Source organism: Methylobacterium terrae (assembly GCF_003173755.1).
Taxonomy (GTDB): domain Bacteria; phylum Pseudomonadota; class Alphaproteobacteria; order Rhizobiales; family Beijerinckiaceae; genus Methylobacterium; species Methylobacterium terrae.
The window spans coordinates 2,955,657-2,982,571 of the sequence record NZ_CP029553.1 but is presented as its reverse complement, the minus strand read 5'-3'; the positions used below and the strand labels follow the sequence as shown (position 1 = coordinate 2,982,571).

25 protein-coding genes are annotated in these 26,915 nt (G+C 71.1%); 10 read left to right on the top strand and 15 right to left on the bottom strand.

The features are described 5' to 3' along the window. Positions 1 to 24: 24 nt before the first annotated feature. A complete protein-coding gene (locus tag DK419_RS13750) occupies positions 25 to 702 on the bottom strand; it encodes a glutathione S-transferase family protein (RefSeq protein WP_109959578.1) in 678 nt (225 codons plus the stop codon). A 139-nt stretch (positions 703 to 841) separates the two neighbouring features. Here DK419_RS13750 and modB point away from each other — a divergent pair, with 139 nt between their 5' ends. Together modB and modC are read left to right on the top strand one after the other, a co-directional pair. After that, positions 842 to 1,540 carry a molybdate ABC transporter permease subunit gene (gene modB / locus DK419_RS13745; RefSeq protein ID WP_109959577.1) on the top strand — a complete coding sequence of 233 codons (699 nt, stop codon included), beginning with the start codon at positions 842 to 844 and terminating at the stop codon, positions 1,538 to 1,540. A 13-nt stretch (positions 1,541 to 1,553) separates the two neighbouring features. Next, positions 1,554 to 2,648 (top strand): molybdenum ABC transporter ATP-binding protein, encoded by a 1,095-nt coding sequence (gene modC / locus DK419_RS13740; protein WP_109959576.1) that lies wholly within the window; start codon positions 1,554 to 1,556, stop codon positions 2,646 to 2,648. Between the two features lie 115 nt (positions 2,649 to 2,763). On the opposite strand, the gene DK419_RS29200 is transcribed toward modC, so the two are convergent. Both DK419_RS29200 and DK419_RS13735 read right to left on the bottom strand, forming a co-directional pair. Continuing rightward, entirely contained in the window at positions 2,764 to 2,919 is a 156-nt protein-coding gene (locus tag DK419_RS29200) for a hypothetical protein (protein WP_208642316.1), read from the bottom strand. A gap of 206 nt (positions 2,920 to 3,125) precedes the next feature. Continuing rightward, the gene (locus tag DK419_RS13735; protein ID WP_109959575.1) at positions 3,126 to 3,842 is read right to left on the bottom strand and encodes a DUF4142 domain-containing protein; all 717 of its coding nucleotides are present in this window, start codon (positions 3,840 to 3,842) and stop codon (positions 3,126 to 3,128) included. A 241-nt stretch (positions 3,843 to 4,083) separates the two neighbouring features. Between DK419_RS13735 and DK419_RS13730 the strand changes: the two genes are divergently transcribed. The 7 genes from DK419_RS13730 to DK419_RS13700 all read left to right on the top strand — a co-directional run bounded on the left by DK419_RS13730 (position 4,084) and on the right by DK419_RS13700 (position 11,387). Continuing rightward, a complete protein-coding gene (locus tag DK419_RS13730; protein ID WP_245442950.1) occupies positions 4,084 to 5,151 on the top strand; it encodes an acyltransferase family protein in 1,068 nt (355 codons plus the stop codon). A gap of 131 nt (positions 5,152 to 5,282) precedes the next feature. After that, positions 5,283 to 6,089: an ABC transporter ATP-binding protein gene (locus DK419_RS13725; RefSeq protein WP_109959574.1), complete on the top strand. Its 807-nt coding sequence runs from the start codon at positions 5,283 to 5,285 to the stop codon at positions 6,087 to 6,089. Continuing rightward, positions 6,082 to 6,831, top strand: a complete 750-nt coding sequence (locus DK419_RS13720; protein WP_109959573.1) for an ABC transporter ATP-binding protein — start codon at positions 6,082 to 6,084, stop codon at positions 6,829 to 6,831. The genes DK419_RS13725 and DK419_RS13720 overlap by 8 nt, the downstream gene beginning before the upstream one ends. A gap of 50 nt (positions 6,832 to 6,881) precedes the next feature. Then, positions 6,882 to 8,093 (top strand): ABC transporter substrate-binding protein, encoded by a 1,212-nt coding sequence (locus DK419_RS13715; RefSeq protein ID WP_245443010.1) that lies wholly within the window; start codon positions 6,882 to 6,884, stop codon positions 8,091 to 8,093. A 97-nt stretch (positions 8,094 to 8,190) separates the two neighbouring features. After that, on the top strand, positions 8,191 to 9,396 hold the full coding sequence (locus DK419_RS13710) for an ABC transporter substrate-binding protein (RefSeq protein ID WP_109959571.1): 1,206 nt from the start codon (positions 8,191 to 8,193) through the stop codon (positions 9,394 to 9,396). An 85-nt stretch (positions 9,397 to 9,481) separates the two neighbouring features. Then, entirely contained in the window at positions 9,482 to 10,369 is an 888-nt protein-coding gene (locus tag DK419_RS13705) for a branched-chain amino acid ABC transporter permease (RefSeq protein WP_109959570.1), read from the top strand. 28 nt (positions 10,370 to 10,397) lie between these two features. After that, positions 10,398 to 11,387 (top strand): branched-chain amino acid ABC transporter permease, encoded by a 990-nt coding sequence (locus DK419_RS13700; RefSeq protein WP_109959569.1) that lies wholly within the window; start codon positions 10,398 to 10,400, stop codon positions 11,385 to 11,387. A 265-nt stretch (positions 11,388 to 11,652) separates the two neighbouring features. Here DK419_RS13700 and wrbA read toward each other — a convergent pair whose 3' ends face one another. After that, positions 11,653 to 12,252: an NAD(P)H:quinone oxidoreductase gene (wrbA, locus tag DK419_RS13695; protein WP_109959568.1), complete on the bottom strand. Its 600-nt coding sequence runs from the start codon at positions 12,250 to 12,252 to the stop codon at positions 11,653 to 11,655. Positions 12,253 to 12,364: 112 nt separating this feature from the next. On the opposite strand from wrbA, the gene DK419_RS13690 reads away from it, so the two are divergent. Then, on the top strand, positions 12,365 to 13,282 hold the full coding sequence (locus DK419_RS13690; RefSeq protein ID WP_109962293.1) for a LysR family transcriptional regulator: 918 nt from the start codon (positions 12,365 to 12,367) through the stop codon (positions 13,280 to 13,282). Here DK419_RS13690 and greA read toward each other — a convergent pair. The 11 genes from greA to mce all read right to left on the bottom strand — a co-directional run bounded on the left by greA (position 13,252) and on the right by mce (position 26,773). After that, positions 13,252 to 13,713 carry a transcription elongation factor GreA gene (gene greA / locus DK419_RS13685; protein ID WP_109959567.1) on the bottom strand — a complete coding sequence of 154 codons (462 nt, stop codon included), beginning with the start codon at positions 13,711 to 13,713 and terminating at the stop codon, positions 13,252 to 13,254. The two genes, DK419_RS13690 and greA, sit on opposite strands and share 31 nt — an antisense overlap. Before the next feature lie 47 nt (positions 13,714 to 13,760). Then, complete coding sequence (gene acuI / locus DK419_RS13680) at positions 13,761 to 14,750, bottom strand: acrylyl-CoA reductase (NADPH) (RefSeq protein ID WP_109959566.1); 990 nt, start codon at positions 14,748 to 14,750, stop codon at positions 13,761 to 13,763. Between the two features lie 115 nt (positions 14,751 to 14,865). Then, on the bottom strand, positions 14,866 to 15,471 hold the full coding sequence (locus DK419_RS13675) for a hypothetical protein (protein ID WP_109959565.1): 606 nt from the start codon (positions 15,469 to 15,471) through the stop codon (positions 14,866 to 14,868). Between the two features lie 586 nt (positions 15,472 to 16,057). After that, positions 16,058 to 17,290: a cell wall hydrolase gene (locus tag DK419_RS13670; protein ID WP_109959564.1), complete on the bottom strand. Its 1,233-nt coding sequence runs from the start codon at positions 17,288 to 17,290 to the stop codon at positions 16,058 to 16,060. Between the two features lie 153 nt (positions 17,291 to 17,443). Beyond that, positions 17,444 to 19,180: an adenylate/guanylate cyclase domain-containing protein gene (locus tag DK419_RS13665; RefSeq protein ID WP_109959563.1), complete on the bottom strand. Its 1,737-nt coding sequence runs from the start codon at positions 19,178 to 19,180 to the stop codon at positions 17,444 to 17,446. A 59-nt stretch (positions 19,181 to 19,239) separates the two neighbouring features. Continuing rightward, positions 19,240 to 21,918 (bottom strand): pyruvate, phosphate dikinase, encoded by a 2,679-nt coding sequence (gene ppdK / locus DK419_RS13660; protein ID WP_109959562.1) that lies wholly within the window; start codon positions 21,916 to 21,918, stop codon positions 19,240 to 19,242. A gap of 201 nt (positions 21,919 to 22,119) precedes the next feature. Next, on the bottom strand, positions 22,120 to 22,821 hold the full coding sequence (locus DK419_RS13655; protein WP_109959561.1) for an ABC transporter ATP-binding protein: 702 nt from the start codon (positions 22,819 to 22,821) through the stop codon (positions 22,120 to 22,122). A 111-nt stretch (positions 22,822 to 22,932) separates the two neighbouring features. After that, positions 22,933 to 24,237, bottom strand: a complete 1,305-nt coding sequence (locus DK419_RS13650; RefSeq protein ID WP_109959560.1) for a lipoprotein-releasing ABC transporter permease subunit — start codon at positions 24,235 to 24,237, stop codon at positions 22,933 to 22,935. 4 nt (positions 24,238 to 24,241) lie between these two features. Beyond that, entirely contained in the window at positions 24,242 to 25,576 is a 1,335-nt protein-coding gene (proS, locus tag DK419_RS13645) for a proline--tRNA ligase (RefSeq protein WP_109959559.1), read from the bottom strand. Between the two features lie 457 nt (positions 25,577 to 26,033). Then, the gene (locus tag DK419_RS13640) at positions 26,034 to 26,372 is read right to left on the bottom strand and encodes a DUF1467 family protein (protein ID WP_245442949.1); all 339 of its coding nucleotides are present in this window, start codon (positions 26,370 to 26,372) and stop codon (positions 26,034 to 26,036) included. After that, a complete protein-coding gene (gene mce, locus DK419_RS13635) occupies positions 26,369 to 26,773 on the bottom strand; it encodes a methylmalonyl-CoA epimerase (protein WP_109959558.1) in 405 nt (134 codons plus the stop codon). The genes DK419_RS13640 and mce overlap by 4 nt, the downstream gene beginning before the upstream one ends. Between the last annotated feature and the right edge of the window lie 142 nt (positions 26,774 to 26,915).

The following is a 26,915-nucleotide window of genomic DNA, read 5'->3' as shown; positions in this document are numbered from 1 at the left end:
GTCCTCCCTGTCCCCGGTGCCGGCTCAGACGGCCGGCTTCAGGTGCTTGAACATGTGCCCGCGCGCCTCGGCATCCAGCTCGGCCTTGAAGGTGAACCGGTCCTTCAGGGCGACGGCCTTCGCGGCGGCCGGGCGAGCGGCGACGGCGTCGTGGTGGCGCTTCAGGTTCGGAAACGCGTCGAAGGCGCCCTCGCCCAGCACGAAGGGCAGCATCCGGGCCCAGCCCCACAGGGCCATGTCGACGATGCCGTAGGCCTCGCCCACCATCCATTCCCGCTCGGCGAGGTGCCGCTCGACGACCTCGTAGTGGCGCTTCACCTCGAACTGGTAGCGCTCGTCGGCGTAAGCCACTTTCTCGGGGGCGAAGTGGCGGAAATGCACCGCCTGGCCCGAGAACGGGCCGATGCCGGTCGCGACGAACATCAGCCAGGACAGGAGCGCACCGCGCTCCGCGGCCGGGGGCAAGAAGCGGCCGGTCTTCTCGGCGAGATAGAGCAGGATCGCGTTCGAATCGAACACCACGGTGCCGTCGTCGACGATCACCGGCACCTTGCCGTTCGGGTTGAGCTTGAGGAAGTCGGGCGCGAACTGCTCGCCCTTGCGGGTGTCCACCGCCACGGGCTCGTAGGGCAGACCCGCCTCCTCCAGGAAGAGCGCGACCTTGGTCGGATTGGGCGAGCCGTTGAAGTAGAAGGTGATCATCCGGGCCTCCGGGAGTGAGACCTTCACAGAGGCCCCAAACGCGCCGGCGGATCAATCCCACGGGGTCGGAACCCTGCGTTGCCGCGCGGGGCCTGGACTCCGGGCGCCGATTCGCCATCCTGGCCGACCCCGCCGCCGGATGACCCCTCCCCTGTTCCTCACCCCCGACGAGTGGAGCGCGCTCAGGCTCAGCCTGCTGGTGGCGAGCGTGGCGACGCTGGCGAGCCTGCTGCCGGGCCTCGCCGTCGCCTACCTGCTGGCCCGCCGCGAGTTCCGCGGCCGGGCGCTGCTCGACGGGCTGGTGCACCTGCCCCTGATCCTGCCGCCGGTGGTGACCGGCTACCTGCTGCTCCTCGCCTTCGGGCGCCGGGGGTGGTTCGGGCCGGCCCTGGCGGAGGTCGGCGTCGTGTTCTCGTTCCGCTGGACCGGGGCGGCGCTCGCCTGCGCGGTGATGGGCTTCCCGCTGATGGTGCGGGCGATGCGCCTGTCCTTCGAGGCGGTCGACCGCAAGCTGGAGCAGGCCGCCGGCACGCTGGGGGCCTCGCCCGCCGCGGTCTTCGTCGTCGTCACGCTGCCGCTGGCCCTGCCCGGCATCCTCGCCGGCGCGGTGCTGGCCTTCGCCAAGGCGATGGGCGAGTTCGGCGCCACCATCACCTTCGTGTCGAACATCCCGGGCGAGACCCAGACCCTGCCGGCGGCGATCTACACCCTGACCCAGGTGCCCGGCGGCGAGGCGGGAGCGTTGCGCCTCACCCTGGTCTCGGTCGCGCTGTCGATGGCGGCGCTCGTCGCCTCGGAGTGGCTCGCGCGCCGGGCGCGGCGCAGGCTCGGGGCATGAGGGGCTTCCCGGCATGATCGAGGTCGCGGTCCGCCACGCCCGCGGCGCCTTCGCGCTCGACGCCGCCTTCGCGGCGGAGGGCCGGGTCACCGCCCTGTTCGGCCGCTCGGGCTCCGGCAAGTCGACCCTCGTCGACGTGATCGCCGGGCTGGTGCGGCCGGATCACGGACGGGTCGTGGTCGACGGCGTGACCCTCCTCGACACGCAGGCGCGCGTCCGGGTGCCGGTGCACCGGCGCCGGATCGGCTACGTCTTCCAGGAGGCGCGGCTGATGCCGCACCTGAGCGTGCGCCAGAACCTCCTGTTCGGGCGCTGGTTTTCCCGCGACCGGGACGGCGGGCCGAGCCTCGCGGCGGTGGCCGATCTCCTCGGCATCGCGGCCCTGCTCGAGCGGCGCCCCGCGGGGCTCTCGGGTGGCGAGCGCCAGCGGGTGGCGATCGGCCGGGCGCTGCTCGCCCGCCCCCGGCTCTTCCTGATGGACGAGCCGCTCTCGGCCCTCGACGAGGCGCGCAAGGCCGAGATCCTGCCCTACGTCGCCCGCCTGCGCGACGAGGCGCGGGTACCGATCGTCTATGTCAGCCACGCGGTCGCCGAGGTGGCCCGGCTCGCCGACACCGTGGTGGTGCTGGACCAGGGCCGGGTCGCGGCCTGCGGCCCCGCCGCCGAGGTGCTTCGCCGCGGCGCCCTCTTTCCGGGCCGCGAGACGGCCGAGACCGGCGCGCTCCTGCACCTGCGGGTCGCCGCCCACGACGACGCCTTCGGCCTCACCCGCCTGGAGGGCGCCCCCGGTCGCCTCACCGTGCCGCGGCTTTCTCTCCCGGAGGGCGCCGGCGTGCGGGTCCGGGTGCGCGCCCGCGACGTGCTGGTGGCGCGGGACGTCCCGCGGGGCTTGAGCGCCCGCAACGTCCTCCCCGGCACCGTGACCACCGTGACACCGGGGGACGGAGCCCACGCCCGGGTCGAGATCGCCTGCGGCGAGGCGGTGCTGGTCGCCGAGGTCACGCGGCTCGCCGCCCACGAGCTCGCCCTGGCGCCGGGGCTGCCGGTGCTGGCGATCGTGAAGAGCGTCGCGTTCGACGAGGAGACGATCGGGGTGGTGGAGATCTGAGGGGCGAGCGTCGCCGGTCGGACAAGACGAAGGAGAAGCCATTTACCCCGATGAGGCTATGATCTCTACGTCAGGTAAACACCTTCCAGGCCGCGAGAGCTCACGGCACGTGGGCCTACGGCGGCGCTCGCCGGCCGCCGTCGAAACCCGAAGAGGGCTGAGCAGGCATGGCCGGGAAGGGGGTGAAGGATGTGATCGGCTTTCCGATGCTCACCATCACCGTCGCGAAAAGCCCGACCGGATGGTCTGTGACCATCACGATCGGGCTCATGTAGCGACAAAGTTCGTCTGACAAGAGGGCTCGCGGGGTGCCTCCCGCCGGTCCTCGCTCCTGAAGATAGGCGCGGCCGCTACGTCAATCAATCGGCGAGAGCCGGTTTTCACACCGCTCCCGTTCATCGACACCGGGGCGTCGAGGGGCTCCGAACGGGAACGGCGGGCCTCCCGGCCCGCCGCCCCGTCAAAGGATCGTTGCGCTCAGCGGGCGCCCGGCAGCCGCTGGGCCTGCGCCAGGTGGTGCTGCATCACCGGCAGGGCCTGCTGGACGTAGGAGCGCAGGGCCGGGTTCGGGCCGGACTGGGCGTAGGCCTGGTAGTTGGCCACCGTCATGCCGTGGGCCTGCACCTGCATGCGGGCGTAGGTGCGGTCGAAGGCCGGGCCGGCCGGGGTGTCGGCGAGCTCGGCGAGCATCGCCTGCTGCTGCGGGCTCAGCGGGACCGACTGGGTGGCCGCCGTGGTGGTCACGTCGCCGTCGAAATCGACCGCGTTCGCGCCGACCCGGGCGCCGCGGGCCGCGCCGGCGCCGAGGCCCTCGAGGCCGCCGACCGGGCCGCCCTGCAGGGTGCCGCCGACCACGCCCGCCGCGGCGCCCGTGGCCGCGCCGACCGCGCCGCCCGCGATGGCGAAGGGCGCCTCGATCAGGCCGCCGATGCCGGCGCCGGTGCCGCGGGCCACGTTCTCACGGCCGCCGAGCAGGGCGACGTTCGCGGCGCGGTGGTCGCGGATCATCTCGCGGGCGTAGTCGCGGATGCGCGGGTTGCGCGACTTGTCGAGGGCGATCTGGCTCGACTTGACCTCGAACGCGTTCGACATCAGCGCCATCGAGCGGAACTCGTTGAAGTCGCCGATCTGCTGCGCGAAGGCGGGGGTCGCGAGCGCAACGGCGAGGCCGGTCAGGGCAACGAGCTTCTTCATCGGTGATCTCCTGAAAATCTGTTCTTGAGCGTCGGCGTCGGTCATCGACCGAATATCGAGCCGTTCGTTCGGAGCGGCTTGGCAGGACGCTTTCGGTGCGGACAACGAGCTTTCGCGAGCATTGTTCCCGTCTTTGCGTCATCAACTGTGCCGTGCCGCCACTGGCCGGATCGCCGCCGGCTCCGTATGACGGCCCCCTCGACGCCCCGGACGGTCCGGGCGGAGACGCGACCGGCCAGCCGTGACACGCCCCACCCCCCTGCCGCTGATCCAGGTCCTGCGGGCGCTCGCCGCCGCGATGGTCGCCGCCGGCCACGCGCAGTTCGAGGTCGCGGGCCTCGCCGCCCGGGCGGGCCTGCCCTTCGCCTCCGCGACCTGGCTGCCCTGGCCGGCGGGGGTCGACGTGTTCTTCGTGATCTCGGGCTTCATCATCGTGCACGCCTCCGCGTCCCTGCACGGGAAGGCCGATGCGCGACAGATCTTCCTCGCCCACCGGATCGCCCGGGTGGTGCCGCTCTACTGGCTCGCCACCACGCTCGCCCTCGCCCTCGCCTGGCTCAGGCCCGGCCTCGTCGGCACCGGAGCGGACGGCGCGCTCGCCGTCGTCGCCTCCTACCTGTTCTGGCCGATGGCCCGGGCCGACGGGACGGTGCTGCCGCTCTACTCGCTCGGCTGGACGCTGAACTACGAGATGGCGTTCTACGTCCTCTTCGCCCTGGCGCTGCCCTGGGGCCCGCGGCGGACGGTCCTCGGCGTGAGCGCGCTCCTCGCCGGCCTCGTCCTCGCCGGGGCGCTCGTCCGGCCGCTGCCGGTGCCGCTGGCGTTCTGGAGCGACCCGATCGTGCTCGAATTCGCCTGCGGGGCCCTGCTCGCCCTGGCGCGCCGGGAGGGCCTGCGCCTGGCCGGACCGGTACGCCTCGCCCTCGCGGGGCTGGGCCTCGTCCTCCTGTCGCTCGCCGGCGACGACCCCGCCCTCCCCCGCTGCATCGCCTGGGGCGGGCCCGCCACCCTCCTCGTCGCCGCCGCGTCCCTCGGGCCGGCGGGCGACGCGAGCGCGGTCTGGCGCCCGGCGGTCGTCCTGGGAGACGCGTCCTACGCACTCTATCTGGCTCATCCCTTCGTCGTACGCGGGGTGCGCGTGGTCGCCGAGGCGACCGGCGTCGCGGCACGGATCGGGCCCGGGCCGATGGTGCTGCTGATGCTCGTCCTCGCGTGCCTCGCGGCGATCCTGCTGCACCGCATCATCGAGCGGCCGCTGACCCGGATCGCGCGGTCCAGGCTCGAACCCTCGCGGCGGCCGGCCGAATAAGGTCTGACAAGTCCCGGTCGCCCGGCGGCAAGGTCCCGTCGGACCCGTTGACACTCCCTCGGCGGCATGCTGTTTCGCCATGCGATACGCGCATAAGCGCGAGTGAGGAAACGCAGGGGTGACGCGCCGACATGGCCCAACCGACCACCCACGCCGAGGGACGCGCCCGAGTGGGCGCTGAAGGCCAGGACATCGTCCTGTCCACCGAGGGGCTGACCAAGGAATTCAAGGGGTTTCGCGCCGTGAACGGCGTGACGCTCGAGGTCAAGCGCGGCACGATCCACGCGCTGATCGGCCCGAACGGCGCCGGCAAGACCACCTGCTTCAACCTGCTGACGAAGTTCCTGACGCCGTCGGCGGGCTCGATCCGCTACAACGGCCGCGACATCACCGGCATGAAGCCGGCGGACGTGGCCCGGCTCGGCCTGGTGCGGTCGTTCCAGATCTCGGCGGTGTTCCCGCACCTGACCGTCAAGGAGAACGTCCGCATCGCGCTGCAGCGGCGCAAGCGCGGCGACTCGTTCGACTTCTGGCGCTCGGAGACCGTCCTGCGCGCCCTCAACCAGGAGGCGCTCGCCCTCGTCGAGGCGGTCGGCCTCAGCGAGTTCACCGACGTGCCGGCGGTCGAGCTGTCCTACGGCCGCAAGCGGGCGCTCGAGATCGCCACGACGCTGGCGCTCGAGCCCGAGATGCTGCTCCTCGACGAGCCGATGGCCGGCATGGGCCACGAGGACGTCGACCGCACCGCGGCCCTGATCCGCCGGGTCTCGGCGAACCGCACCATCCTGATGGTCGAGCACAACCTGTCGGTCGTCGCCTCGCTCTCCGACCGCATCACCGTGCTGGCGCGCGGGCAGGTGCTGGCGGAGGGCGACTACGCCACCGTGTCGAAGGATCCCCGCGTGATTGAGGCCTATATCGGAGCCGGTCATGGCTGAGGCGGTGATGACGAAGCCGATCCCGGGCGCGGCGGCGGGCGCCGCCCCGCTCCTCGCGATCGAGGGTCTCGAGGGCTGGTACGGCGAGAGCCACGTGCTGCACGGCATCACCTTCGACGTGAAGCCCGGCGAGGTGGTGACCCTGCTCGGCCGCAACGGCGCCGGCAAGACCACGACGCTCCGCGCCATCATCGGCATCCTGGGCAAGCGCAAGGGCTCGATCCGCTACGACGGCACCGAGACCATCGCCATGGCCTCGCGCAACATCGCCAAGCTCGGCCTCGGCTACGTGCCGGAGGAGCGCGGCATCTTCTCGAGCCTGTCGGTCTACGAGAACCTGATGCTGCCGCCGCGGGTGAAGCCCGGCGGGATGACGGTGGAGCAGATCTACACCCTGTTCCCGAACCTCAAGGAGCGCTCGGGCAGCCAGGGCACCAAGCTCTCGGGCGGCGAGCAGCAGATGCTCGCCATCGGCCGCATCCTGCGCACCGGCGCCAAGCTGATCCTGCTCGACGAGCCGACCGAGGGCCTCGCCCCCGTCATCGTGCAGCAGATCGGCCGGACGATCGCCCGGCTGAAGACCGAGGGCTACACGATCGTGCTGGTGGAGCAGAACTTCCGCTTCGCCCAGACCGTGGCCGACCGGCACTTCGTCGTCGAGCAGGGCCGGGTGATCGACATGATCCCGAACGCCGAGCTCGACGCCAACATCGACAAGCTGCACACCTATCTCGGGGTGTGATGCGGCCCCGGATCCTCCTCACGGCCCTGCTCGTGGGCCTTGCACCGACCATGGCAGGGTCGGTCTTGGCAGCGCTTGCGGAGACCCCGGTGAAGGCAGCGCCGGTGAAGATCGGTGTGCTGAACGATCGTTCGGGCGTCTATGCCGACATCTCGGGCGAGGGCTCGGTCGTGGCGGCCCGCATGGCCGTGGAGGATTTCCGCCCGCTCGGTCCCGACCTCTCGGTCGAGATCGTGGCCGGCGACCACCAGAACAAGCCGGCCGTCGGCGCGGCGCTCGCCCGCGCCTGGTACGACCGGGAGGGGGTCGACGCGATCTTCGACGTGCCGACCTCGTCGGTCGCGCTCGCCGTCCATCAGGTCACCCGCGAGCGCAACAAGGTCTTCGTCGATTCGGGTGCCGGCACCGCCGACCTCACCGGGCCGGATTGCTCGCCCAACACCGTGCACTGGACCTTCGACACCGTGGCGCTGGCGAACGGCACCGGCGGCGCCATGGTCAAGCGCGGCGGCGACACCTGGTTCTTCGTCACCGCCGACTACGCCTTCGGCGAGGCGGTGCAGCGCGACACCACGGCGCTGATCCTGCGCAACGGCGGCAAGGTGCTCGGCAGCGTCAAGACGCCGTTCCCGGCCTCGGATTTCGCGCCTTTCCTGAGACAGGCGCAGAGCTCCGGGGCGAAGGTGATCGGGCTCGCCAATGCCGGCGGCGACACGATCGGCGCGGTGCGGGAGGCGGCGCGGCTGAGGCTGACGGAGGGCGGCCAGGCGCTCGCCGGCCTCCTGATCTTCTCCTCCGACATCCATTCGCTCACCACGAAGGTGGCGCAGGGGCTGGTGCTGACCGAGCCGTTCTACTGGGACCTCAACGACGCCACCCGCGCCTTCTCCGACCGGTTCGCCCGCCGCTTCTCCGGCCGCAAGCCCACCGCCGCCCAGGCCGGCGTCTATGCCGGCGTGCTGCACTACCTCAAGGCCGTCGCGGCGCTGCGCGCCGCGACCGACGGCGGCCGCGTGGTGGCGAAGATGAAGGAACTTCCGACGGACGACCCGCTCTTCGGCAGGGGCACGATCCGCGTCGACGGTCGCAAGATCCACGACATGTACCTGTTCGAGGTCAAGAAGCCGTCCGAATCCAGGGGCGAGTGGGACCTCTACCGGACGCTGGCGACCATTCCCGGCACGGAGGCCTTCCGGCCCCTCGACCAGGGCGGCTGCCCGCTCGCCATGCGGGCGGCGCAGGCGGAGGGCGCCAGGCCCTGACTCTGAAGAAGCGGGCGCGAGGCCTGGCCGCCGCGAAGCCCGCCGGAACCATGAAGACACGCATCGCCGCCGCGCGGCGCCACAGGGAGGAATGTAGATGCTGAAACGGTTGTTGCTCGCCAGCGCCCTCTGCGCCGTCGCCACGACCCAGGCGTCGGCGCAGACGCCGGTCAAGATCGGCGTGCTGAACGACCGCTCGGGCGTCTACGCCGACATCTCGGGCGAGGGCTCGGTCGCCGCCGCCCGCATGGCGGTCGAGGACTTCAAGGCCGCCGAGAAGGGCCTGAAGGTCGAGATCGTCGCCGCCGACCACCAGAACAAGCCCGATGTCGGCGCCTCGATCGCCCGGCAATGGTACGACCGCGACGGCGTCGACGCGATCGTCGACGTGCCGACCTCCTCGGTGGCGCTCGCCATCAACCAGGTCACCCGCGAGAAGAACAAGGCTTTCATCAACTCGGGCGCCGGCACCGCCGACCTCACCGGCCCGCAATGCTCGCCGAACACCGTGCACTGGACCTACGACACCGTGGCGCTCGGCAACGGCACCGGCGGCGCGATGGTGAAGCGCGGCGGCTCGACCTGGTTCTTCCTCACCGCCGATTACGCCTTCGGCCAGGCCCTCCAGCGCGACACCACCGAGGTCGTCACCAAGAACGGCGGCAAGGTGATCGGCGCGGTCAAGACCCCGTTCCCGACCGCGGACTTCTCGTCGTTCCTGCTCCAGGCGCAGGGCTCGGGCGCCAAGGTGATCGGGCTCGCCAATGCCGGCGGCGACACCATCAACGCCATCAAGCAGGCGGCGGAGTTCGGCATCACCGAGGGCGGCCAGGCCATCGCCGGCCTCCTGATCTTCTCCTCCGACATCCACGCGCTGACCCCGAAGGTGGCGCAGGGGCTGGTGCTCACCGAGCCGTTCTACTGGGACCTCAACGACGCCACCCGCACCTTCTCCGACCGCTTCGCCAAGCAGGCCGGCGGCAAGAAGCCGACCGCCGTGCAGGCCGGCGTCTATGCCGGCGTGATCCACTACCTCAAGGCGGTCGAGGCGCTGAAGACGGCCTCCGACGGGGCCAAGGTGGTGGCGAAGATGAAGGAGATCCCGACCGACGATCCGCTGTTCGGCAAGGGCAACATCCGCCCCGACGGGCGCAAGATCCACGACATGTACCTGTTCGAGGTCAAGAAGCCGGCCGAGTCGAAGGGTCCCTGGGACCTCTACAAGACGCTGGCGACCATTCCCGGCGCGGAGGCCTTTCGGCCCCTCAACCAGGGCAACTGCCCGCTCGTGAACAAGAGCTGATCGCTCGACGCGACGGCCGGCGGCGCGCTCAGGCGCCGCCGGCCCCCGAACCCCGGCCCGGTCCCCACGCGAGTCGCCAGACCCCATGCCCACGATCCTCGGCGTCCCCATGCAGGCGCTCTTCGGCCAGCTCCTGCTAGGCCTCATCAACGGCTCGTTCTACGCCATCCTGTCGCTCGGGCTGGCGATCATCTTCGGGCTGTTGAACATCATCAACTTCACCCACGGCGCGCAGTACATGATGGGCGCCTTCGTCGCCTGGATGCTGCTGAACTACGCCGGGCTCGGCTACTGGTGGGCGCTCCTCCTGGCGCCGATCGTGGTCGGCATCTTCGGGGTGATCCTGGAGCGGTTGCTGATTTCGCGGCTCTACAAGCTCGATCACCTCTACGGCCTGCTCCTGACCTTCGGCCTGGCGCTGATCATCCAGGGCCTGTTCCGCAACGAGTACGGCGTGTCGGGCCTGCCCTACGCGATCCCCTCCGAGCTGTCGGGCGGCCAGCGCCTGCCCTTCATGTTCCTGCCGAACTATCGCGGCTGGGTCGTCGTCGCCTCGCTGATCGTCTGCATCGCGACCTGGCTCGTCATCGAGAAGACGAAGCTCGGCGCGTACCTGCGGGCCGCCACCGAGAACCCGACGCTGGTCCAGGCCTTCGGCGTCAACGTGCCCCTGCTCCTGACCCTCACCTACGGCTTCGGCGTCGCGCTCGCCGCCTTCGCGGGCGTGCTCGCCGCGCCGGTCTACTCGGTGAACCCGAACATGGGCGCCGACATCATCATCGTGGTGTTCGCGGTCGTGGTGATCGGCGGCATGGGCTCGATCCTCGGCTCGATCGTCACCGGCTTCACCCTCGGGCTGATCGAGGGCCTGACCAAGGTGTTCTACCCGGAAGCCTCCTCGACCGTGATCTTCGTCATCATGGTGCTGGTGCTGCTGGTGAAGCCCGCCGGCCTGTTCGGCCGCACCGCCTGACCCGCCTCGCCTGAAGGAACACACGACGATGTCCTCCGCCGCGGCGTCCACCGACGCCACCCCGATCGCCACCGCCCTGCCCGAGGGCAAGGACGCCAAGGCGTTCCACCGCCTCGTCTTCGTCATCATCGCGGTCCTGCTCGCGGTGCTGCCCTTCATCCTCTACCCCGTCTTCCTGATGAAGGTTTTGTGCTTCGCGCTGTTCGCGCTGGCCTTCAACCTGCTGCTCGGCTACGGCGGCCTGCTCTCCTTCGGCCACGCCGCCTATTTCGGCATGGCGAGCTACGTCACCGCCTACACCGCCAAGTACTGGGGCCTGACCCCCGAACTCGCCATCATCGGCGGCACCCTGGTGGCGGCGCTCCTCGGCCTCGTCTTCGGGGCGCTCGCCATCCGGCGCCAGGGCATCTACTTCTCGATGATCACCCTGGCGCTCGCCCAGATGGTGTTCTTCTTCTCGCTCCAGGCGAAGTTCACCGGCGGCGAGGACGGCATCCAGGCGGTGCCGCGCGGCAACCTGTTCGGCGTCATCAGCCTCGCCGACGACCGGGTGCTCTACGCCCTCGTCGCGGTGATCTTCTTCCTAGGGCTCCTGCTGATCTACCGCATCATCCACTCGCCGTTCGGCCAGGTGCTGAAGGCGATCCGCGACAACGAGCCCCGCGCCATCTCGCTCGGCTACCGCGCCAACCAGTACAAGCTCGCGGTGTTCGTGCTCTCGACCACGCTCGCGGGCCTTGCCGGCTCGACCAAGGCGATCGTGTTCCAGCTCGCCTCGCTCACCGACGTGCACTGGTCGATGTCGGGCGAGGTGGTGCTGATGACGCTGGTCGGCGGCATGGGCACGGTGTTCGGCCCGATCCTCGGCTCCTTCGTCATCATCGCGATGGAGAACTACCTGGCGCAGTTCGGCGCCTGGGTGACGATCATCCAGGGCTTCGTGTTCGTGATCTGCGTGCTGGTGTTCCGCGAGGGCATCCTCGGCCTCGTCGCCCGGCTGCTGAAGCGGCCGCTCTGACGCCGGACCCGGTTCGACACGAGAACGGCGCCGGTCCCGCGGGGATCGGCGCCGTTCTCGTTCCGGACGGCCCGAATAGGCCGCCGCGCAGCGGTTGGGCGGTCCTCGCGAAGCCGCCCCGAATTTTTTTCGTCAAACCTGCGGAACCGATCACGGGGCGCCCGCGTTGATGGGTCCTAGAAGGTCACCTAAGCCCCCATCGACCTTCCGCCTCAGAGGCCCGGCGCATGCCGGGCTTTTTTCTTTGGCGGTCTCTTCCCGGGAATCAGCCGGCGAGCTTCGCGGCGATGCCGGCGACGTGGCGGCCCTGGAACCGGGCGCCCTCGAGCTCGACGGCGCTCGGCTGGCGGCTGCCGTCGCCGCCCGCGATGGTCGAGGCGCCGTAGGGCGAGTTGCCCATCACCTCGGTCGTGCCGAGCTGGCCCTGGAAGCTGTAGGGCAGGCCGACCACCACCATGCCCTGATGCAGCAGCACGGTGTGGAAGCTCAGGATCGTCGATTCCTGGCCGCCATGCTGCGAGGCCGTCGAGGTGAAGACCGAGCCGACCTTGCCGATCAGCTCGCCCTTCGCCCACAGGCCGCCGGTCTGGTCGATGAAGTTCTTCATCTGCGAGGCCATGTTGCCGTAGCGGGTCGGCGTGCCGAAGATGATGGCGTCGTAGGACGGCAGCTCGTCCACGGTGGCGACCGGCGCCTTCTGGTCGAGCTTGTAGTGCGACTTTCGGGCGACCTCCTCCGGCACCAATTCGGGCACCCGCTTGACCACGACCTCGGCCCCCGCCTCGCGGACGCCCTCGGCCACCGCGTAGGCCATCTGCTCGATATGCCCGTAGGTCGAGTAGTAGAGGACCAGAACCTTCGCCATCGCGTGATCTCCTGTCGCTGTCGGAGCCGGACCATCGTGGATCGCAGGTCCGCGGGAAATGGCCTACGCTGCAAATCCGCGCTTGCAGGCGCGCAAGCTCGAGGAAATCCGCGTGACCGCCCCCCTCGCCTGGGACGATTTCCGGCTGGTGAAGGCCATCTCCGACCAGCGCGGCCTGACGCTCGCCGCCGAGCGGCTCGGCATCAACCATTCCACCGCCTTCCGGCGCCTCGGCCAGATCGAGGCGGCCCTGCGCACGCCGCTGTTCGAGCGCCACCGCACCGGCTACGTGCCGACGCCGGCGGCCGAGGAGATGGCCCGCATCGCCGCCCGGATGGAGGAGGACGTGCTCGCCTTCACCCGGCGGATCGAGAGCGAGGGCCTGAGCCCGGCCGGCGAGTTGCGCGTCACCACCGCGGCCTCGCTGCTCACCGGCCTGCTGACCCCGATCCTGGCCGCGTTCTGCGCCCGCTGCCCGGAAGTCCGCCTCGACGTGGTCGTGCCGGAGCAGGCGCTCAATCTCGCCAAGGGCGATGCCGACGTGGCCCTGCGCGCCACCAACGACCCGCCCGACACCCTGGTCGGGCGACGCCTCGCCACCATCGCCTGGGCGCTCTACGGCCGGGCCGACCTCGACCGGACCGTGCCGCCCGGCCGACGGCGCTGGGTGTCGCCGGCGCCGCGCCTCGGCGCCGCCGCGGTCGCGCGCTATGTGCAGGAGCGGACGGAGCCGGAGCGCGTGGTCCTGCGGCTCGACACGGTGCAGGGACTGGCGGACGCGGTCGAGGCCGGGATCGGCATCGGCCCCCTGCCCTGCGTCATCGGCGACCGTCGCGCCGGCCTCGTGCGGCTCTCCGGGCCGGTGCCCGAACTCGATGCCGGGCTCTGGCTCCTGACCCATCCCGACCTGCGCCGGGCCGCCCGGGTGCGCGCCTTCCTCGACTTCGTCGGCGCGGCGATCACCCGCGAGCGCGACCTGATCGAAGGTCGAGCCCCGTCTCAGCGGACAGAGACGATCTCCACCTCGTGATCCGCGACCGTGACGGCGTCGCCCGCCTGCTTGCCCGTGAGCGCCCGGGCGAGCGGGGCGACGTAGGCGATCGTGCCCTTCGCCGGGTCGGCCTCGTCCTCGCCGACGATCCGGAAGGTCTGCTCGGTGCCGTCCTCGCGCGCGATGACGACGGTCGAGCCGAAATGCACGGTGTCGCTCGCGGGCTGCGTCACGACCTGCGCCGAGTTCCGGCGGGCGGTCCAGTAGCGCAGGTCGCGGTTCACCCGCGCCATGTTCGCCTTGTCGTCGGGCGACAGGCCGGCATGCTCGGCGTGCAGCCGGTCCAGCTCCGCGTCGATGAGGGCGAGGCCCTCCGGCGTGACGAAGTTCGGGTGCGGGGAGACGGGACGGTCGGGGAGATCCTCGAAGGCCTCCCCGCCCTCCTTCTCGCGAACGAAAGCGATGCTCATGAATCGGGCAATGCGCGGGACGCCGTCAAGGTTCCGCGTTGGCGCGTCTACGCGATCGTCACCACGGTGCGTCCGCGGGTGCGGCCGGCCAGGATCTCCGGACCGCGCTCGATCACCTCGGCGAGGGGCACGGTGGTGGTCATCGCCGAGAGCGCGGCGGGATCGAGGTCGCGGGCGAGCCGGGCCCAGGCCTCGCGGCGAAGGGGCAGCGGCGCCATCACGCTCTCGATGCCGTAGAGCGCGACCCCGCGCAGGATGAACGGCGCCACCGAGGTCGGCAGGTCCATGCCGCCGGCGAGGCCGCAGGCCGCGACCGCCCCGCCGTAGCGGGTCATGGCCAGCGCGTTGGCCAGCGTCGCGGAGCCGACCGCGTCGATCGTGGCGGCCCAGCGCTCCTTCGCGAGCGGCTTGCCCGGGGCGCTCAGCTCGCTCCGGTCGATGATCTCGGCCGCGCCGAGGCCGCGCAGGTACTCGGCTTCCTCCGCGGCGCGCCCGGTCGAGGCGATGACGCGCCAGCCGGCCTTTGCCAGCAGCGAGACCGCCACCGAGCCGACGCCGCCGGCCGCGCCCGTCACCAGGGCCGGTCCGGAATCCGGGGTCAGCCCGTGGCGCTCGATCGCCAGCAGGGCCAGCATCGCGGTGTAGCCGGCGGTGCCGATCGCCATCGCCTGCTCGGGCGTGAGGGCCGCCGGCAGGGCCACCAACCAGTCCCCCTTCACGCGGGACTTCTCCGCGTAGGCGCCGAGATGGGTCTCGCCTGTGCCCCAGCCGTTGAGCACCACGGCGTCGCCGGGCTTCCAGTCCGGGTGCGAGGACGACTCGACCACGCCGGAAAAGTCGATGCCCGGGATCATCGGCCAGCGCCGCACCACCGGCGCCTTGCCGGTGAGCGCCAGCCCGTCCTTGTAGTTGAGGGTGGAGTGGGTGACCCGGACGGTGACGTCGCCGTCCATCAGCTCGGATTCGTCGAAATCCCTGAGCGCGACGCGCTGCCCGCCCTCGCCCTTCTCGATCACCACTGCCTTGAAGGTGCCCACGCTCTCGCCTCCCTGACCGCGCGACCTTCGGGCCGCGTTCGCTTCGCCGAGGGTTGTGGAGCGCGAGTCCCCTCGCGGCAAGGCGGCCCGGGCCTGACCCGGGCCGCGTTAAGGCTCAGTAGCCGTCGTAGACGCTGCCGCCGCCGAAGACGAGGCCGGTGCCTGCGCCGACCGCCGCGCCGGCAAGTCCGATGCCCGCCCCCGCGAGGCCGAGGCCCGCGCCGACGATCCCGCCCGGAGCCGGGCCGGCACCGTAGCCGCCACCGTAGCCGCCGCCATTCGCCGGCACCCAGCCCGAGCGGGCCGGCTCGACGAGGACGCGGCGCTGGTAGGAGGCGTAGGCCGGCGGGATCACCTGCGGCACCACCTGGGCCGGGCGCACCAGCACCCGGCGGGTCTGCGTGGCGTAGCGGGCCGGGATCGTGACCCAGCAGCCGACGGTCTGGCCGTAGGCGTCGACCGAGGTCTGCCACACACGGCGCGGCGGCGAGACCAGCACCTGCTCGGATACGGTGTCGTAGACCGGCGGCACGACGTGGTTCACCGTGCGGGGCGGGCGCACCATCACCTGCTCGGACACCGTATCGAAGACCGGCGGGGTCGAGACGCGGCGGTAGCAGTCGGTGGTGCAGCCGTAGCCGCCGGCGAAGGCCGGAGCGGTGGAGATGAGGCCCGCCGCGAGAGCGGTCGCGGCAATGGCACGGGTGACCCGGGCGGTCATGATCGGGCTTCCTCAGGAATGGCGGGGATGGGGCCGCGCGACGATCGTCAGCGCCACGCTTGCCCGAGAGAGAAGCCGCTGAGGGGGCCATCAGGCAAGCCGAAACCCGGAAGAGGGTAAAATTGCCCTCGGGATTTACTACGTATTTCGGCAAATTGCGGAGGGATTCTCGCAAGCCTGAGAGTCGATCGCACGCCTGGACACGGGAACCGTCAGATTGTTCCGGATCGATAGTGTTGCGGTAAACCGTGTGCCGTGGTGGGGCCGCGACGGGTATGCCGGGGCACGGAGGCCGGACGTTGCGAACCACCCGGGATCGGCCTGTTCGCCTTGGACGATCAGGGCTCGACCCTCCTCCTTCATCCCGCGTTCTCGCCTCCGGCGAGTTCCGGGGTGACGTCGAGAGGCGGTGTCGTTGCGGTTCAGGCTCGAAGCGGACGGCACCGATATGACGAGCGGGGCCGACGCCTCAGGAGGAGGTCGCGACTCCGACGGGCCCGTCGAACGCGTGACGGGTTCCAGACCGTGACGATGCCGTCGCTCGCTCAAACCTCGCGACGAACCTCCGGTCGCACCGGCTTCCCGCTCAGGTCTGCCCCGGCCGCAGCTGGTAGAAGATGTGGCGGCCGATCACGTCCATCTTGCGCAGGCGGCGCGACCAGCGCGGCTTGACGTAGTCGGCGTGGTAATGCGTCGCCCCGCCGACATCGGCGAGGTAGGTGCGCCCTTCCACCACCGCGTGGGCGACGCGGGTGGCCGTCTGCCACGAGGCGTCGTCGGTGATGCGCAGGGACTTGCCCTCGCAGGCGAAGGAGAACTGGCAGCCCATGTAGCGGTGGCGGTTCTGGTAGACCACGCCGCAGATGTTGGCCGGGTAGAGGCCGCTCTTGGCGCGGTTGAGCACCACCTGGGCGACCGCGGCCTGACCCTGCTCGGGCTCGCCGCGGGCCTCGAAGTACACGGCTTCCGCGAGGCAGCGCTGCTCCTTCTCGGCGTTTTCCGGGGTGATGAGGTCGGCGTAGCGGCGCCTCGCATCCTCGCTCGGCAGGGCCTCGGGGGCGATCCGCGCCGCGGTCGTGACGGCCGCGCGGGCATCGCGGTCGAGGCGCGGCGAGATCTGGCCGCCGGCGGCGATCTCGACCGGCGTCGCATCGGAGGGGGCCGGGGTCGTCGAGGACAGGGCGACGGCGCGGGGCACCGCCGGGGTGCTGCCCTCGCGACCCGCCCGGGCATCGGGCACCCGTGTGTCGGAAGCCTTGGCGGCGGTCTGCCCGCCGGTCGCCGCCCCGCGGGTCGGCGCGGTGGCGCCGGCCGCCGGCGAGCTGGTGCCGGCCTCGCCGGGATCGTCCGCGAAGGGCACGAAGCCGCCTTGCGGCTCGAGATCCGGGTTCCAGGTCGCCGGTCCGGGGGTGAAGGTCGAGGCGACGCTCGGCCCGCTGCTGCCGAGCCAGCCGGTCGACAGGGAGGCTGGACGGGCCAGGCCGCCGACCCGGGCCGGCACGAGGGCATCCCCCTTGTGGGTGCGCTGTGCCAGCGGCCGGGTGCGGGCATCCGCCTTGAGGTCCGGGCGCAAGGGCTCGGCGTCGAGGGCGAGGCGCGAAAGGCCGGCCACGGCGCCGGTCATGAGGCCGGTCATGGGGCCGGAGAGGCTCACCTGCGAGATCAGGCCGCGCTCGGGCAGCGGCGGCATTCCGCGCGGGACGAGGCGGGCGACGGCGTTCGATCCGAGCGAGGTTTCGTAGCCGGCCGAGGCCGTGAACGAGACCAGGACGCCGAGACCGACGGCCCAGGGCGCGACCGCCGCGGCGAGCCAGCGCATCCCCTTCGTCCGCCGTACCTGCCGTCTGCGCAGGTCCCGTCTGCGCAAATACCGCCTGCCCAAGGTCCCGTCCCCGCTCCGCACGCGCCCGCCCGGCCCATCCGGGGCCGGGAACCGTGACGGTGAGTGTCGCGGGGTATGGTTGAGCGTTGGTTAAGCCGGTGCCGCCTGCAACCGCCCGGCGAGGTCGCCGGCCCGCGCGGCGTAGACGACCGGCAGGGGAGCGGCGACGCCCCGCACTGCGACGGTCTCGATCCGCAAGCCATCGAGGGCGATTCCCGCCCGCCGTGCTGCTTCCTCCGAGGCGACGAGCTGCACGTCGGCGCCCTTGGCGAGGGATTCGAGCCGGCTCGCGAGGTTCACCGCCGGGCCGATCACCGACATGCCCCGGCTCGCACCGTAGCCGAGGCGCCCGAGCACCAGGGGACCGGCATGCAGGCCCATCGCCATCCGGAGCGCCGCCGGCAGCTCGGCGGCGAGCTGGCGGTTGAGCTCGCCCACCGCCCGGTCGACCGCTCCCGCCGCCGTGAAGGCGGCGCGGCAGGCCGGGCCGATCCCGTCCGGATGGGTGAAGAGAGCCAGCAGCCCGTCACCCGCGTAGCCGCCGATCCAGCCCCCCGCCGCCTCGATCTCCCGGCCCGCCGCCTCGAAGAAGCGGTTGAGGATGAACACGACGTCGAAGGGCAGCTTGCGCTCGGAGAGCGGCGTGAAGCCGCGGATGTCGATGAACAGGATCGCCACCTCGCGCTCGATCCCGGCGACGTCGGTGTTGGTGAGGTGCTTGTCCGTCGATTCCGAGCGGCGCGGGTCGAGGATGCGGATCAGCGCCACGTCCCCGGCGGGCTTCGCCTGGCAGGCGAGGCGCACGTTGGCGGGCGCCCCGATCGCCCGCAGCGCCGCCGCCTCCTGGGCGCCCGGCGCCGACAGGTTCTCCTCGCCGCTCACCACCAGCACCCGGCAGGTCGAGCAGCGCCCGCGCCCGCCGCAGACCGAGACGTGCGGCACGCGGTTCGCCCGGCTGATCTCGAGCAGCGTCGGCCCCTCCAGGCTCTTCACCGTCGGGCCGCCGACATACGACACGCCGAAGCGCCGGGCCCGCAGGGACGCGGCCACCCGCACCAGCACCACCCCGAGGGCCAGCGCCACCGCGGCGTAGATCGCCCCCGTGACGGTGTCGCCCCAGGCGGCGATGCCTGCGTCGACCTGCGGCACGGGCCAGCGGGCGTCGAGGTCGGGCGCGTCGAAGCGGCGCGCCAGCAGCCGGTCGCGCTCCATGATCCGCCCCTGCGCGACGATGCCGGCGAGCGCCGCGGCCGGCAGGCCGACGGCCGGCACGGCGAAGAGCGGCGCCATCCGCCGGTAGAGCGGCGACAGGCGCAGCCAGGCATGCAGCCCGAGGCAGCCGTGCAGCCAGACGACCAGCAGCAGGGCGGTCTGGAATCCCATGCCGTCGGGCCAGATCCGGGTGATCACGTAGGCGTAGGTGGTCCGCGTGCCGTCCACCAGGCTGGCGACCCGGGTGCCGAGCACGTGCGGCACGAGGAGGAACGGGATCGCGAAGCCCAGCACCGTCTGCGCCGCCTCCCAGGGCGGCATCCGCAGGGTCCGGCGCTCGGCGAGCTTGACGAGCGAGAAGGCGACGTGCGCGAGGAGCGCGAGGCCGAGGATCAGGCTGCCGGGGACGGAGCGCGTGACGGCGGTGCGCCAACGGGCGACGTCCATCATCGTGTCGAGGCCGACGAGGCCGAGCGCGTGGTTGGCGAAGTGCGTGGCCGCGAAGGCGAACAGGACGAGACCGGAGACCAGCCGCAGCCGCTGCGCCAGCGAGCCGCGCCACAGGCGGGCGCCGGCCTCCGGGGCCGGGCCGACGGCGGTGGGCGGCTCGCGCATGGGGTCTCTCTTCAAGGCGCGGGTTTCACCTCTCCCCGCGGGCGGGGAGAGGTGAATGCTCACGCCTCGCCGCGGCCCTTGACCTTCAGCGCCGCCTGGGCCGCCGCGAGCCGGGCGATCGGCACGCGGAAGGGCGAGCAGGAGACGTAGTCGAGGCCGGTCTCCTGGCAGAAGGCGATCGAGGCCGGGTCGCCGCCGTGCTCGCCGCAGATGCCGAGCTTCAGCTTGTCGCGCACCGCCCGGCCGCGCTCGGCGGCGAGCCGCACCAGTTCGCCGACGCCCTCCTGGTCGATCGACACGAAGGGGTCGGAGGCCAGGATGCCGCGCTGCGTATACGGGCCGAGGAACCGGCCGGCATCGTCGCGGCTGATGCCGAGCGTGGTCTGGGTCAGGTCGTTGGTGCCGAAGGAGAAGAACTCCGCCGTCTGGGCGATGTCGCCGGCGCGCAGGGCCGCGCGCGGCAGCTCGATCATCGTGCCGACCTGGTACTCGACCTGGCTGCCGGTCTCCGAGGCCACGGCCTTCGCCATGGCGTCGATGCGGGCCTTCACCAGGTCGAACTCGGTGCGGGTGAAGACCAGCGGCACCATCACCTCGGCGATGATCGGCGTGCCGGTCTGCTTTCCGGCCTCGACGGCGGCCTCGAAGATCGCCCGCGCCTGCATCTCGGCGATCTCGGGATAGAGGATCGCGAGCCGGCAGCCGCGGAAGCCGAGCATCGGGTTGAACTCGTGCAGCTCGTTCATCCGGCGCCGCACCTTGTCCTCCTGGACGCCGGTCGCGGCGGCGACCTCGCCGATCTCCTTGTCGGAGTGCGGCAGGAACTCGTGCAGCGGCGGGTCGAGGAGCCGGATCGTCACCGGCAGGCCCGACATGATGGTGAACAGCTCGACGAAGTCCTGGCGCTGGTACGGCAGGAGCTTGGCCAGCGCCGCGCGGCGCCCTTCCGCGTCGTCCGCCAGGATCATCTCGCGCATCGCGACGATGCGCTCCTCCTGGAAGAACATGTGCTCGGTGCGGCACAGGCCGATCCCTTCCGCGCCGTACTTGCGGGCGGTGCGGGCGTCGAGCGGGGTCTCGGCGTTGGTGCGGACCTTCATGGTGCGGACCTCGTCGGCCCATTCCATCAGGGCCGCGAAGTCGCCCGACAGCTCGGGTTCGATCATCTCGACCGAACCCTGCATCACCTGGCCGTTCGAGCCGTCGATGGTGATGCGGTCGCCGGCCTTCAGCGTCACGCCGCCGACCGACAGGGTGCGGGCGGCGTAGTCGACCCGGATCTGCCCGGCGCCGGAGACGCAGGGCTTGCCCATGCCGCGGGCGACCACCGCCGCGTGCGAGGTCATGCCGCCGCGCGTCGTCAGGATTCCTTCCGCGGCGTGCATGCCGTGGATGTCCTCCGGCGAGGTCTCGATGCGGACCAGGATGACCTTGCGCTCGGCCTTCTTGGCGGCTTCGGCTTCCTCGGAGTTGAATACGATCTCGCCCGAGGCCGCGCCCGGCGAGGCCGGCAGGCCGGTGGCGATGACCTTGCGCTCGGCCTTCGGGTCGATGGTCGGGTGGAGCAGCTGGTCGAGGGAGGCGGGCTCGACGCGGCCGACCGCCTCCTGGTGGGTGATGAGGCCTTCGGCCGCGAGCTCGACCGCGATGCGGAGCGCGGCCTTGGCGGTGCGCTTGCCGTTGCGGGTCTGCAGCATCCAGAGCTTCCCGGTCTCGACCGTGAATTCCAGGTCCTGCATGTCGCGGTAATGGTGCTCGAGCATCTCGTAGATGCGCACCAGCTCGGCATAGGCCTCCGGCATCGCCCGCTCCATCGACGGCTTGTCGGAGCCGGATTCGATGCGGGCGGCCTCGGTGATGTCCTGCGGCGTGCGGATGCCCGCCACCACGTCCTCGCCCTGGGCGTTGATCAGGAACTCGCCGTAGAGCGCCTTCTCGCCGGTCGAGGGGTTGCGGGTGAAGGCGACGCCGGTGGCCGAGGTCTCGCCCATGTTGCCGAAGACCATGGCCTGGACGTTGACCGCGGTGCCCCAGCTCGCCGGAATGCTGTGCAGCTCGCGGTACTTGTTGGCGCGCGGGTTCATCCACGAGCCGAACACCGCGCCGATCGCCCCCCAGAGCTGGGCCTGCGGATCCTGCGGGAAGTTCTCCCCGAGCTCGCGCTTCACCAGCGCCTTGTACTCGCCGATCAGGTGCTTCCAGTCGGCCGCACCCAGCTCGGTGTCGAGGGTGAGGCCCTTGTCGTCCTTGTAGCGCTCCAGCACCTCCTCGAACGAGTGGTGCTCCACGCCGAGCACCACGTTCGAGTACATGGTGATGAAGCGGCGGTAGCTGTCATAGGCGAAGCGCGCGTCGCCGGCGCCGCGGGCGAGCGCCTCGACGGTGGTGTCGTTGAGGCCGAGATTCAGCACCGTGTCCATCATGCCGGGCATCGAGGCCCGGGCGCCCGAGCGCACCGACACGAGGAGCGGCGACTCGGCATCGCCGAAGCGGCGACCGGTCAAAGACCCGACGGCCTCGAGCGCGGCCGCGACCTGGTCCTGAAGCTCCGGCGGGTATTGCCGGCCGTGATCGTAGTAGTAGGTGCAGACCTCGGTGGTGATGGTGAAGCCCGGCGGCACGGGGAGGCCGAGATTCGACATCTCGGCGAGGTTCGCGCCCTTGCCGCCGAGCAGGTCGCGCATCGCCGACTTGCCCTCGGCCTTGCCGTCGCCGAAGGTGTAGACCCACTTCGCCATGTCACTTCCGGCCATGTCACTCGTCCGTTCGTAGCGGCTGCCGCCTGACGTTCCCGCCGGGTTGGACCATTCCCCGGCCCAACGCAAGCTGAACGGGGGTGCCGTCCAAAAGTCTTATGTGCGGGGTATTTTGGGTGCCTCGGATCCCCGAGCCCGGCCGCGGCACCACATGTAGCGCCCGGCGCGCCGGCGGCGACCGGGTCAGGCGAGCTGGACGATGAGCCCGTTCTGGATCGTCACGCGCCGGTCCATCCGGGCGGCCAAGTCCAGGTTGTGGGTGGCGATCAGGGCCGCCACGCCCGAGGCGCGCACCAGCGAGACCAGGATCGCGAAGACGTGGCCGGCGGTCTGCGGGTCGAGGTTGCCGGTCGGCTCGTCGGCGAGCAGCAGCCGCGGGCCGTTGGCGAGCGCCCGGGCGATGGCGACGCGCTGCTGCTCGCCGCCCGACAGCTCCGCCGGCCGGTGCGAGAGCCGCTCCTTGAGGCCGAGGAAGGTCAGGAGCTCGCCGGCGCGCGAGCGCGCCTCCTTCGCGGAGAGACCGCGGATGAGCTGGGGCAGCACCACGTTCTCCAGCGCCGAGAACTCGGGCAGAAGGTGGTGCGACTGGTAGACGAAGCCCATCTCCTCGCGCCGCATCCGGGTGCGGGCGGCGTCGTCCATGCGGGCGCTCGGCTGGCCGCCGATATAGACCTCGCCGGCATCGGGCCGCTCGAGCAGGCCGGCGACGTGGAGCAGGGTCGACTTGCCGGTGCCGGAGGGCGCCACGAGGGCGACGATCTCGCCGGGCCAGATCGCGAGGTCGGCGCCGCGGAGGATCTCGAGGGAGCCGGTCCCTTGGGCGTAGCGGCGCTCGACCTGGGCGAGGAAGAGCGCCGGGACCGGCTGCTGCGGGGTGGCGTCCATCGGTGTCAGGCGCCCGTCGCGGGGATGCGCGGGGCGGGCTGTGCGGGAGAGACGGGCAACTTCATCCGATCGGTACTCGGGTACGGGGTCGGGCGGGCAACGCCCGAGGGATCAGCCGTAGCGCAGGGCCTGCACCGGGTCGAGCCGGGCGGCGCGCCACGAGGGGTAGAGCGTCGCGAGGAGCGACAGCACCATCGACATCAGGACGACGGCCACGACCTCGCTCGCGTTGGTCTCGGACGGGATTTCCGACAGGAAGCGCACCGTCGGGTCCCAGGCGCCGGGGAACAGCGTGCGCTGGATCACCGTGAGGTTGGCCGAGAACACCAGCCCGAGGACGAAGCCCGCGAGCGTCCCGAGGATGCCGATCGAGGCGCCGGTGATCAGGAACACCCGCATGATCGCGCCCCGCGTCGCCCCCATGGTGCGCAGGATCGCGATGTCGCTCGACTTGTCCTTCACCAGCATGATCAGGCCGGAGACGATGTTGAGCGCCGCCACCAGCACGATCAGCGTGAGGATGATGAACATCACGTTGCGCTCCACCTCCAGGGCGGAGAAGAAGGTGCGGTTGCGCTGGCGCCAGTCGGTGATCAGCACCGGGCGCTCGGCGGCCAGCTCCAGTTCTCCCCGCGCCTCCCCGACCGAATCGGCGTTGTCGAGGAAGATCTCGATCACCGAGACGTCGCCGTCGCGGTTGAAGAAGGCCTGCGCCTCGGAGAGCGGCATGTACACGAAGGTGCCGTCGAACTCGGACATGCCGACCTCGAACACCGCCGCGACGTTGTAGCTCTTGATCCGCGGCGCGGTGCCGAACGGCGTCGTGGCGCCCTTCGGCGTCGCCAGCGTGATCGTGTCGCCGGCCTGGAGCCCGAGGGATTCGGCGAGCCGCTTGCCGATGGCGACGCCGCCGCCGGCGTCGAAATTCTCCAGCGTGCCGCCCCGGATGGTGTTGGCCACCGACGGGATCTTCTTCAGGTCGTCGGCGCGCACGCCGCGCACCAGCACGCCCGAGCCGCCGAACTGCGACGAGGCGAAGGCCTGGCCCTCGACCATCGGCAGGGCGAGGTGGACGCCCGCGACCTTGCCGAGCCGGTCCGACAGGTCGGCGAAGTCGGTGAGCGGCCGGTCGATCGGCGCGACGAAGATGTGGCCGTTGATGCCGACGATCTTGCTCAAGAGCTCCTTGCGGAAGCCGTTCATCACCGAGAGCACGATGATGAGGGTGGCGACGCCCAGCATGATGCCGAGGAACGAGAACAGGGCGATGACCGAGACGAAGCCCTCCTTGCGCCGGGTGCGCAGGTAGCGCCCGGCGATCGTCCACTCGAAGGGCGCGAACGGCAGGGTGCCGCCCCCGCCGTGGCGACGCCCGCCGAATTTCGGCAGGCGCTCGCGGATCGCGGCAAGCGGCATCGGTTCAGGCCGTCCGGTTCTGGCGGAGATACGCCGGCACGGCGTCGGGCGCCACGGTCTCGCGGGCGCCGGTGGCGCGGCGCTTCACCTCGACCTTGCCGTCGGCCAGGCCCTTCGGCCCGACGATGACCTGCCAGGGCAGGCCGATCAGGTCGGCGGTGGCGAACTTTCCGCCGGGCCGCTCGTCGCGGTCGTCGTAGAGTACGGTGAGGCCGGCGGCCTCGAGCTCGCCCTGGAGCTTGGCGCAGGCCGCGTCGGTCGCGGCGTCCCCGACCTTGAGGTTGAGGAGCGCGACGTCGAACGGCGCCACCGCGTCCGGCCACACGATGCCGGCCTCGTCGTGGCCCGCCTCGATGATCGCCGCCACCAGCCGGCTCGGGCCGATGCCGTAGGAACCCATATGGACCGGGCGCTCCTGCCCGTCCGGACCGGTGACCTTCGCGCCCATCGGCTCCGAGTACTTGGTGCCGAAATAGAAGATGTGACCGACCTCGATGCCGCGGGCGGCCATCTGCTCAGGGGCCGGCACCTCCGCGAAGGCGGCCGCGTCGTGCATCTCGGAGGTGGCGGCGTAGCGCGAGGTCCAGTGGTCGACGGTCGCCTGGAGGCCCGCGACGTCGTCGAAGTCGATGCCGGCCTCGGGGGTCGGGAAGTCGAGATAGGCGCGGTCGCAGAAGACCTCGCTCTCGCCGGTCTGGGCCAGGATGATGAATTCGTGGGAGAGGTCGCCGCCGATCGGCCCGGTCTCGGCCCGCATCGGGATCGCCTTGAGGCCGAGCCGCGCGAAGGTGCGGAGGTAGGCCACGAACATCTTGTTGTAGGAGTGCCGCGCGCTCGCCTGGTCGAGGTCGAACGAGTAGGCGTCCTTCATCAGGAACTCGCGCGAGCGCATCGTGCCGAAGCGCGGCCGCACCTCGTCGCGGAACTTCCACTGGATGTGGTAGAGGTTCTTCGGCAGGTCCTTGTAGGAGCGCACCGCCGAGCGGAAGATCGCCGTGATCATCTCCTCGTTGGTCGGCCCGAACAGCATGTCGCGCTCGTGCCGGTCCTTGATGCGCAGCATCTCCTTGCCGTACGCGTCGTAGCGGCCGGATTCGCGCCAGAGATCCGCCGACTGTATCGTCGGCATCAGGAGCTCGATTGCGCCGGAGCGGTCCTGCTCGGCCCGGATGATGTCGGCGACGCGGTTCAGCACCCTCAGGCCCAGCGGCAGCCAGGCGTAGATGCCGGCGGCCTCCTGGCGGATCATGCCCGCGCGCAGCATCAGCCGGTGCGAGACGATCTCGGCTTCCTTGGGCGTCTCGCGCAGGATGGGCAGGAAGTAGCGGCTGAGACGCATGTCGGACCTTGGCGTGGCAGGCGGTGGCTTCGCGGGGGCGCCCCCGGCGGAACGCCCTTTTGCACGCTTCCGGCCCCGTTCGCAAAACATGATACGCGGCGGTCGCCCCGGCCGGGCCGCCGGCCGCGCGCGCGGCGCGGGTCGGAGCAGAAAAATGCCGTTGCCATGCAAAAAAACGCATCAACCTGCTCAAAGCCAGGTGACAATGCGAATTCTTGTTCCTATAAGCGGCGTCGCGATGATGCGCAGGCAGGCCGAACGGCGCCGCGCAAGGTCCGAGTCTTGGGAGGAAAGCCAGCCTCAACGCCCCGACGGGTGAACAACAGATCAAAGGCTGGTCAAAACATTCAGAAAGCTACCAAGCAAGGCTTCCGAGCCTTGCTTTTTTATTTTGGACTTCTGTGTCGGCGAACGATGCTGTCGTTGCGGGATCGCGACCGCGGGCGGCCGCGACCGGCTACAATCCGGCGAGCGGGAACGCCGCCACGGCGACGACGAACACCACGTCCGACACGAGCGTGGTCCACACGGCCTTGCGGCGCATCTGCGGCTTGTGCGGCGCGCCGAGATCCTGCCCCGGCACCACCACCTCGGTGCCGTCGGGCGCGGCCCGGAACGGCAGCACCCCGAACAGCGCGATCCACCACACCACGAAGTACAGCGCCCCGGCCCCGAAGCCGCTGAGGCGGAAGCCCCAGACCGCCAGCGCCATCACCGGCAGCATCAGCAGGATGCAGACCCCGATGGTGCGGGGGATCGAGGCGGTGGCGCGGTCGAGGAGGGCGTCCACGCTCACGCCTGCTCCAGCTCGACGAGGGTGCCGAGGAAGTCCTTCGGGTGCATGAACAGCACCGGCTTGCCGTGGGCGCCGATCTTCGGCTCGCCCGAGCCGAGGATGCGCGCGCCTTGCGCCTTCATCCGGTCCCGGGCCGCCAGGATGTCGTCGACCTCGTAGCAGACGTGATGGATGCCGCCGCCCGGGTTGCGCTCCAGGAAGGCGTTGATCGGAGAATCCGCGCCCAGCGGCTCGAGCAGCTCGATCTTGCTGTTGGGAAGCTCGACGAAGATCACCGTGACGCCGTGCTCCGGCTGCGGCAGCGGCGCCGACAGGGTCGCGCCCAGGGTATCGCGATACACCTTGGCGGCGGATTCGAGATCCTTGACCGCGATGGCGACGTGGTTGAGCCTGCCGATCATGGGGTGTTCCTCCGGGGTCCCTGGGGGTGCTGTTGGTTTTAGGTTGCGGGGCGGGGTGGCGCCACGGCAAGGACCGGTCCTCGTGCTCCAACGCATACCGCTTGAAGCGCGGGTGACCCTCCCCCGCCGAGGGGGGGAGGAT

What these genes read in the sequence shown, in the direction of transcription:
- modC (WP_109959576.1), top strand. Translation starts at nt 1,554, where the DNA reads ATGATCGAGGTCGCGGTCCGCCACGCCCGCGGCGCCTTCGCGCTCGAC.
- DK419_RS13735 (WP_109959575.1), bottom strand. Translation starts at nt 3,842, where the DNA reads ATGAAGAAGCTCGTTGCCCTGACCGGCCTCGCCGTTGCGCTCGCGACC.
- ppdK (WP_109959562.1), bottom strand. Translation starts at nt 21,918, where the DNA reads ATGGCGAAGTGGGTCTACACCTTCGGCGACGGCAAGGCCGAGGGCAAG.
- DK419_RS13750 (WP_109959578.1), bottom strand. Translation starts at nt 702, where the DNA reads ATGATCACCTTCTACTTCAACGGCTCGCCCAATCCGACCAAGGTCGCG.
- modB (WP_109959577.1), top strand. Translation starts at nt 842, where the DNA reads ATGACCCCTCCCCTGTTCCTCACCCCCGACGAGTGGAGCGCGCTCAGG.
- DK419_RS13670 (WP_109959564.1), bottom strand. Translation starts at nt 17,290, where the DNA reads ATGCGCTGGCTCGCCGCGGCGGTCGCGCCCTGGGCCGTCGGTCTCGGC.
- DK419_RS13665 (WP_109959563.1), bottom strand. Translation starts at nt 19,180, where the DNA reads ATGCGCGAGCCGCCCACCGCCGTCGGCCCGGCCCCGGAGGCCGGCGCC.
- DK419_RS13705 (WP_109959570.1), top strand. Translation starts at nt 9,482, where the DNA reads ATGCCCACGATCCTCGGCGTCCCCATGCAGGCGCTCTTCGGCCAGCTC.
- DK419_RS29200 (WP_208642316.1), bottom strand. Translation starts at nt 2,919, where the DNA reads ATGAGCCCGATCGTGATGGTCACAGACCATCCGGTCGGGCTTTTCGCG.
- DK419_RS13710 (WP_109959571.1), top strand. Translation starts at nt 8,191, where the DNA reads ATGCTGAAACGGTTGTTGCTCGCCAGCGCCCTCTGCGCCGTCGCCACG.
- DK419_RS13650 (WP_109959560.1), bottom strand. Translation starts at nt 24,237, where the DNA reads ATGCCGCTTGCCGCGATCCGCGAGCGCCTGCCGAAATTCGGCGGGCGT.
- greA (WP_109959567.1), bottom strand. Translation starts at nt 13,713, where the DNA reads ATGAGCATCGCTTTCGTTCGCGAGAAGGAGGGCGGGGAGGCCTTCGAG.
- DK419_RS13720 (WP_109959573.1), top strand. Translation starts at nt 6,082, where the DNA reads ATGGCTGAGGCGGTGATGACGAAGCCGATCCCGGGCGCGGCGGCGGGC.
- DK419_RS13655 (WP_109959561.1), bottom strand. Translation starts at nt 22,821, where the DNA reads ATGGACGCCACCCCGCAGCAGCCGGTCCCGGCGCTCTTCCTCGCCCAG.
- proS (WP_109959559.1), bottom strand. Translation starts at nt 25,576, where the DNA reads ATGCGTCTCAGCCGCTACTTCCTGCCCATCCTGCGCGAGACGCCCAAG.
- mce (WP_109959558.1), bottom strand. Translation starts at nt 26,773, where the DNA reads ATGATCGGCAGGCTCAACCACGTCGCCATCGCGGTCAAGGATCTCGAA.
- DK419_RS13715 (WP_245443010.1), top strand. Translation starts at nt 6,882, where the DNA reads ATGGCAGGGTCGGTCTTGGCAGCGCTTGCGGAGACCCCGGTGAAGGCA.
- DK419_RS13725 (WP_109959574.1), top strand. Translation starts at nt 5,283, where the DNA reads ATGGCCCAACCGACCACCCACGCCGAGGGACGCGCCCGAGTGGGCGCT.
- DK419_RS13700 (WP_109959569.1), top strand. Translation starts at nt 10,398, where the DNA reads ATGTCCTCCGCCGCGGCGTCCACCGACGCCACCCCGATCGCCACCGCC.
- wrbA (WP_109959568.1), bottom strand. Translation starts at nt 12,252, where the DNA reads ATGGCGAAGGTTCTGGTCCTCTACTACTCGACCTACGGGCATATCGAG.
- DK419_RS13675 (WP_109959565.1), bottom strand. Translation starts at nt 15,471, where the DNA reads ATGACCGCCCGGGTCACCCGTGCCATTGCCGCGACCGCTCTCGCGGCG.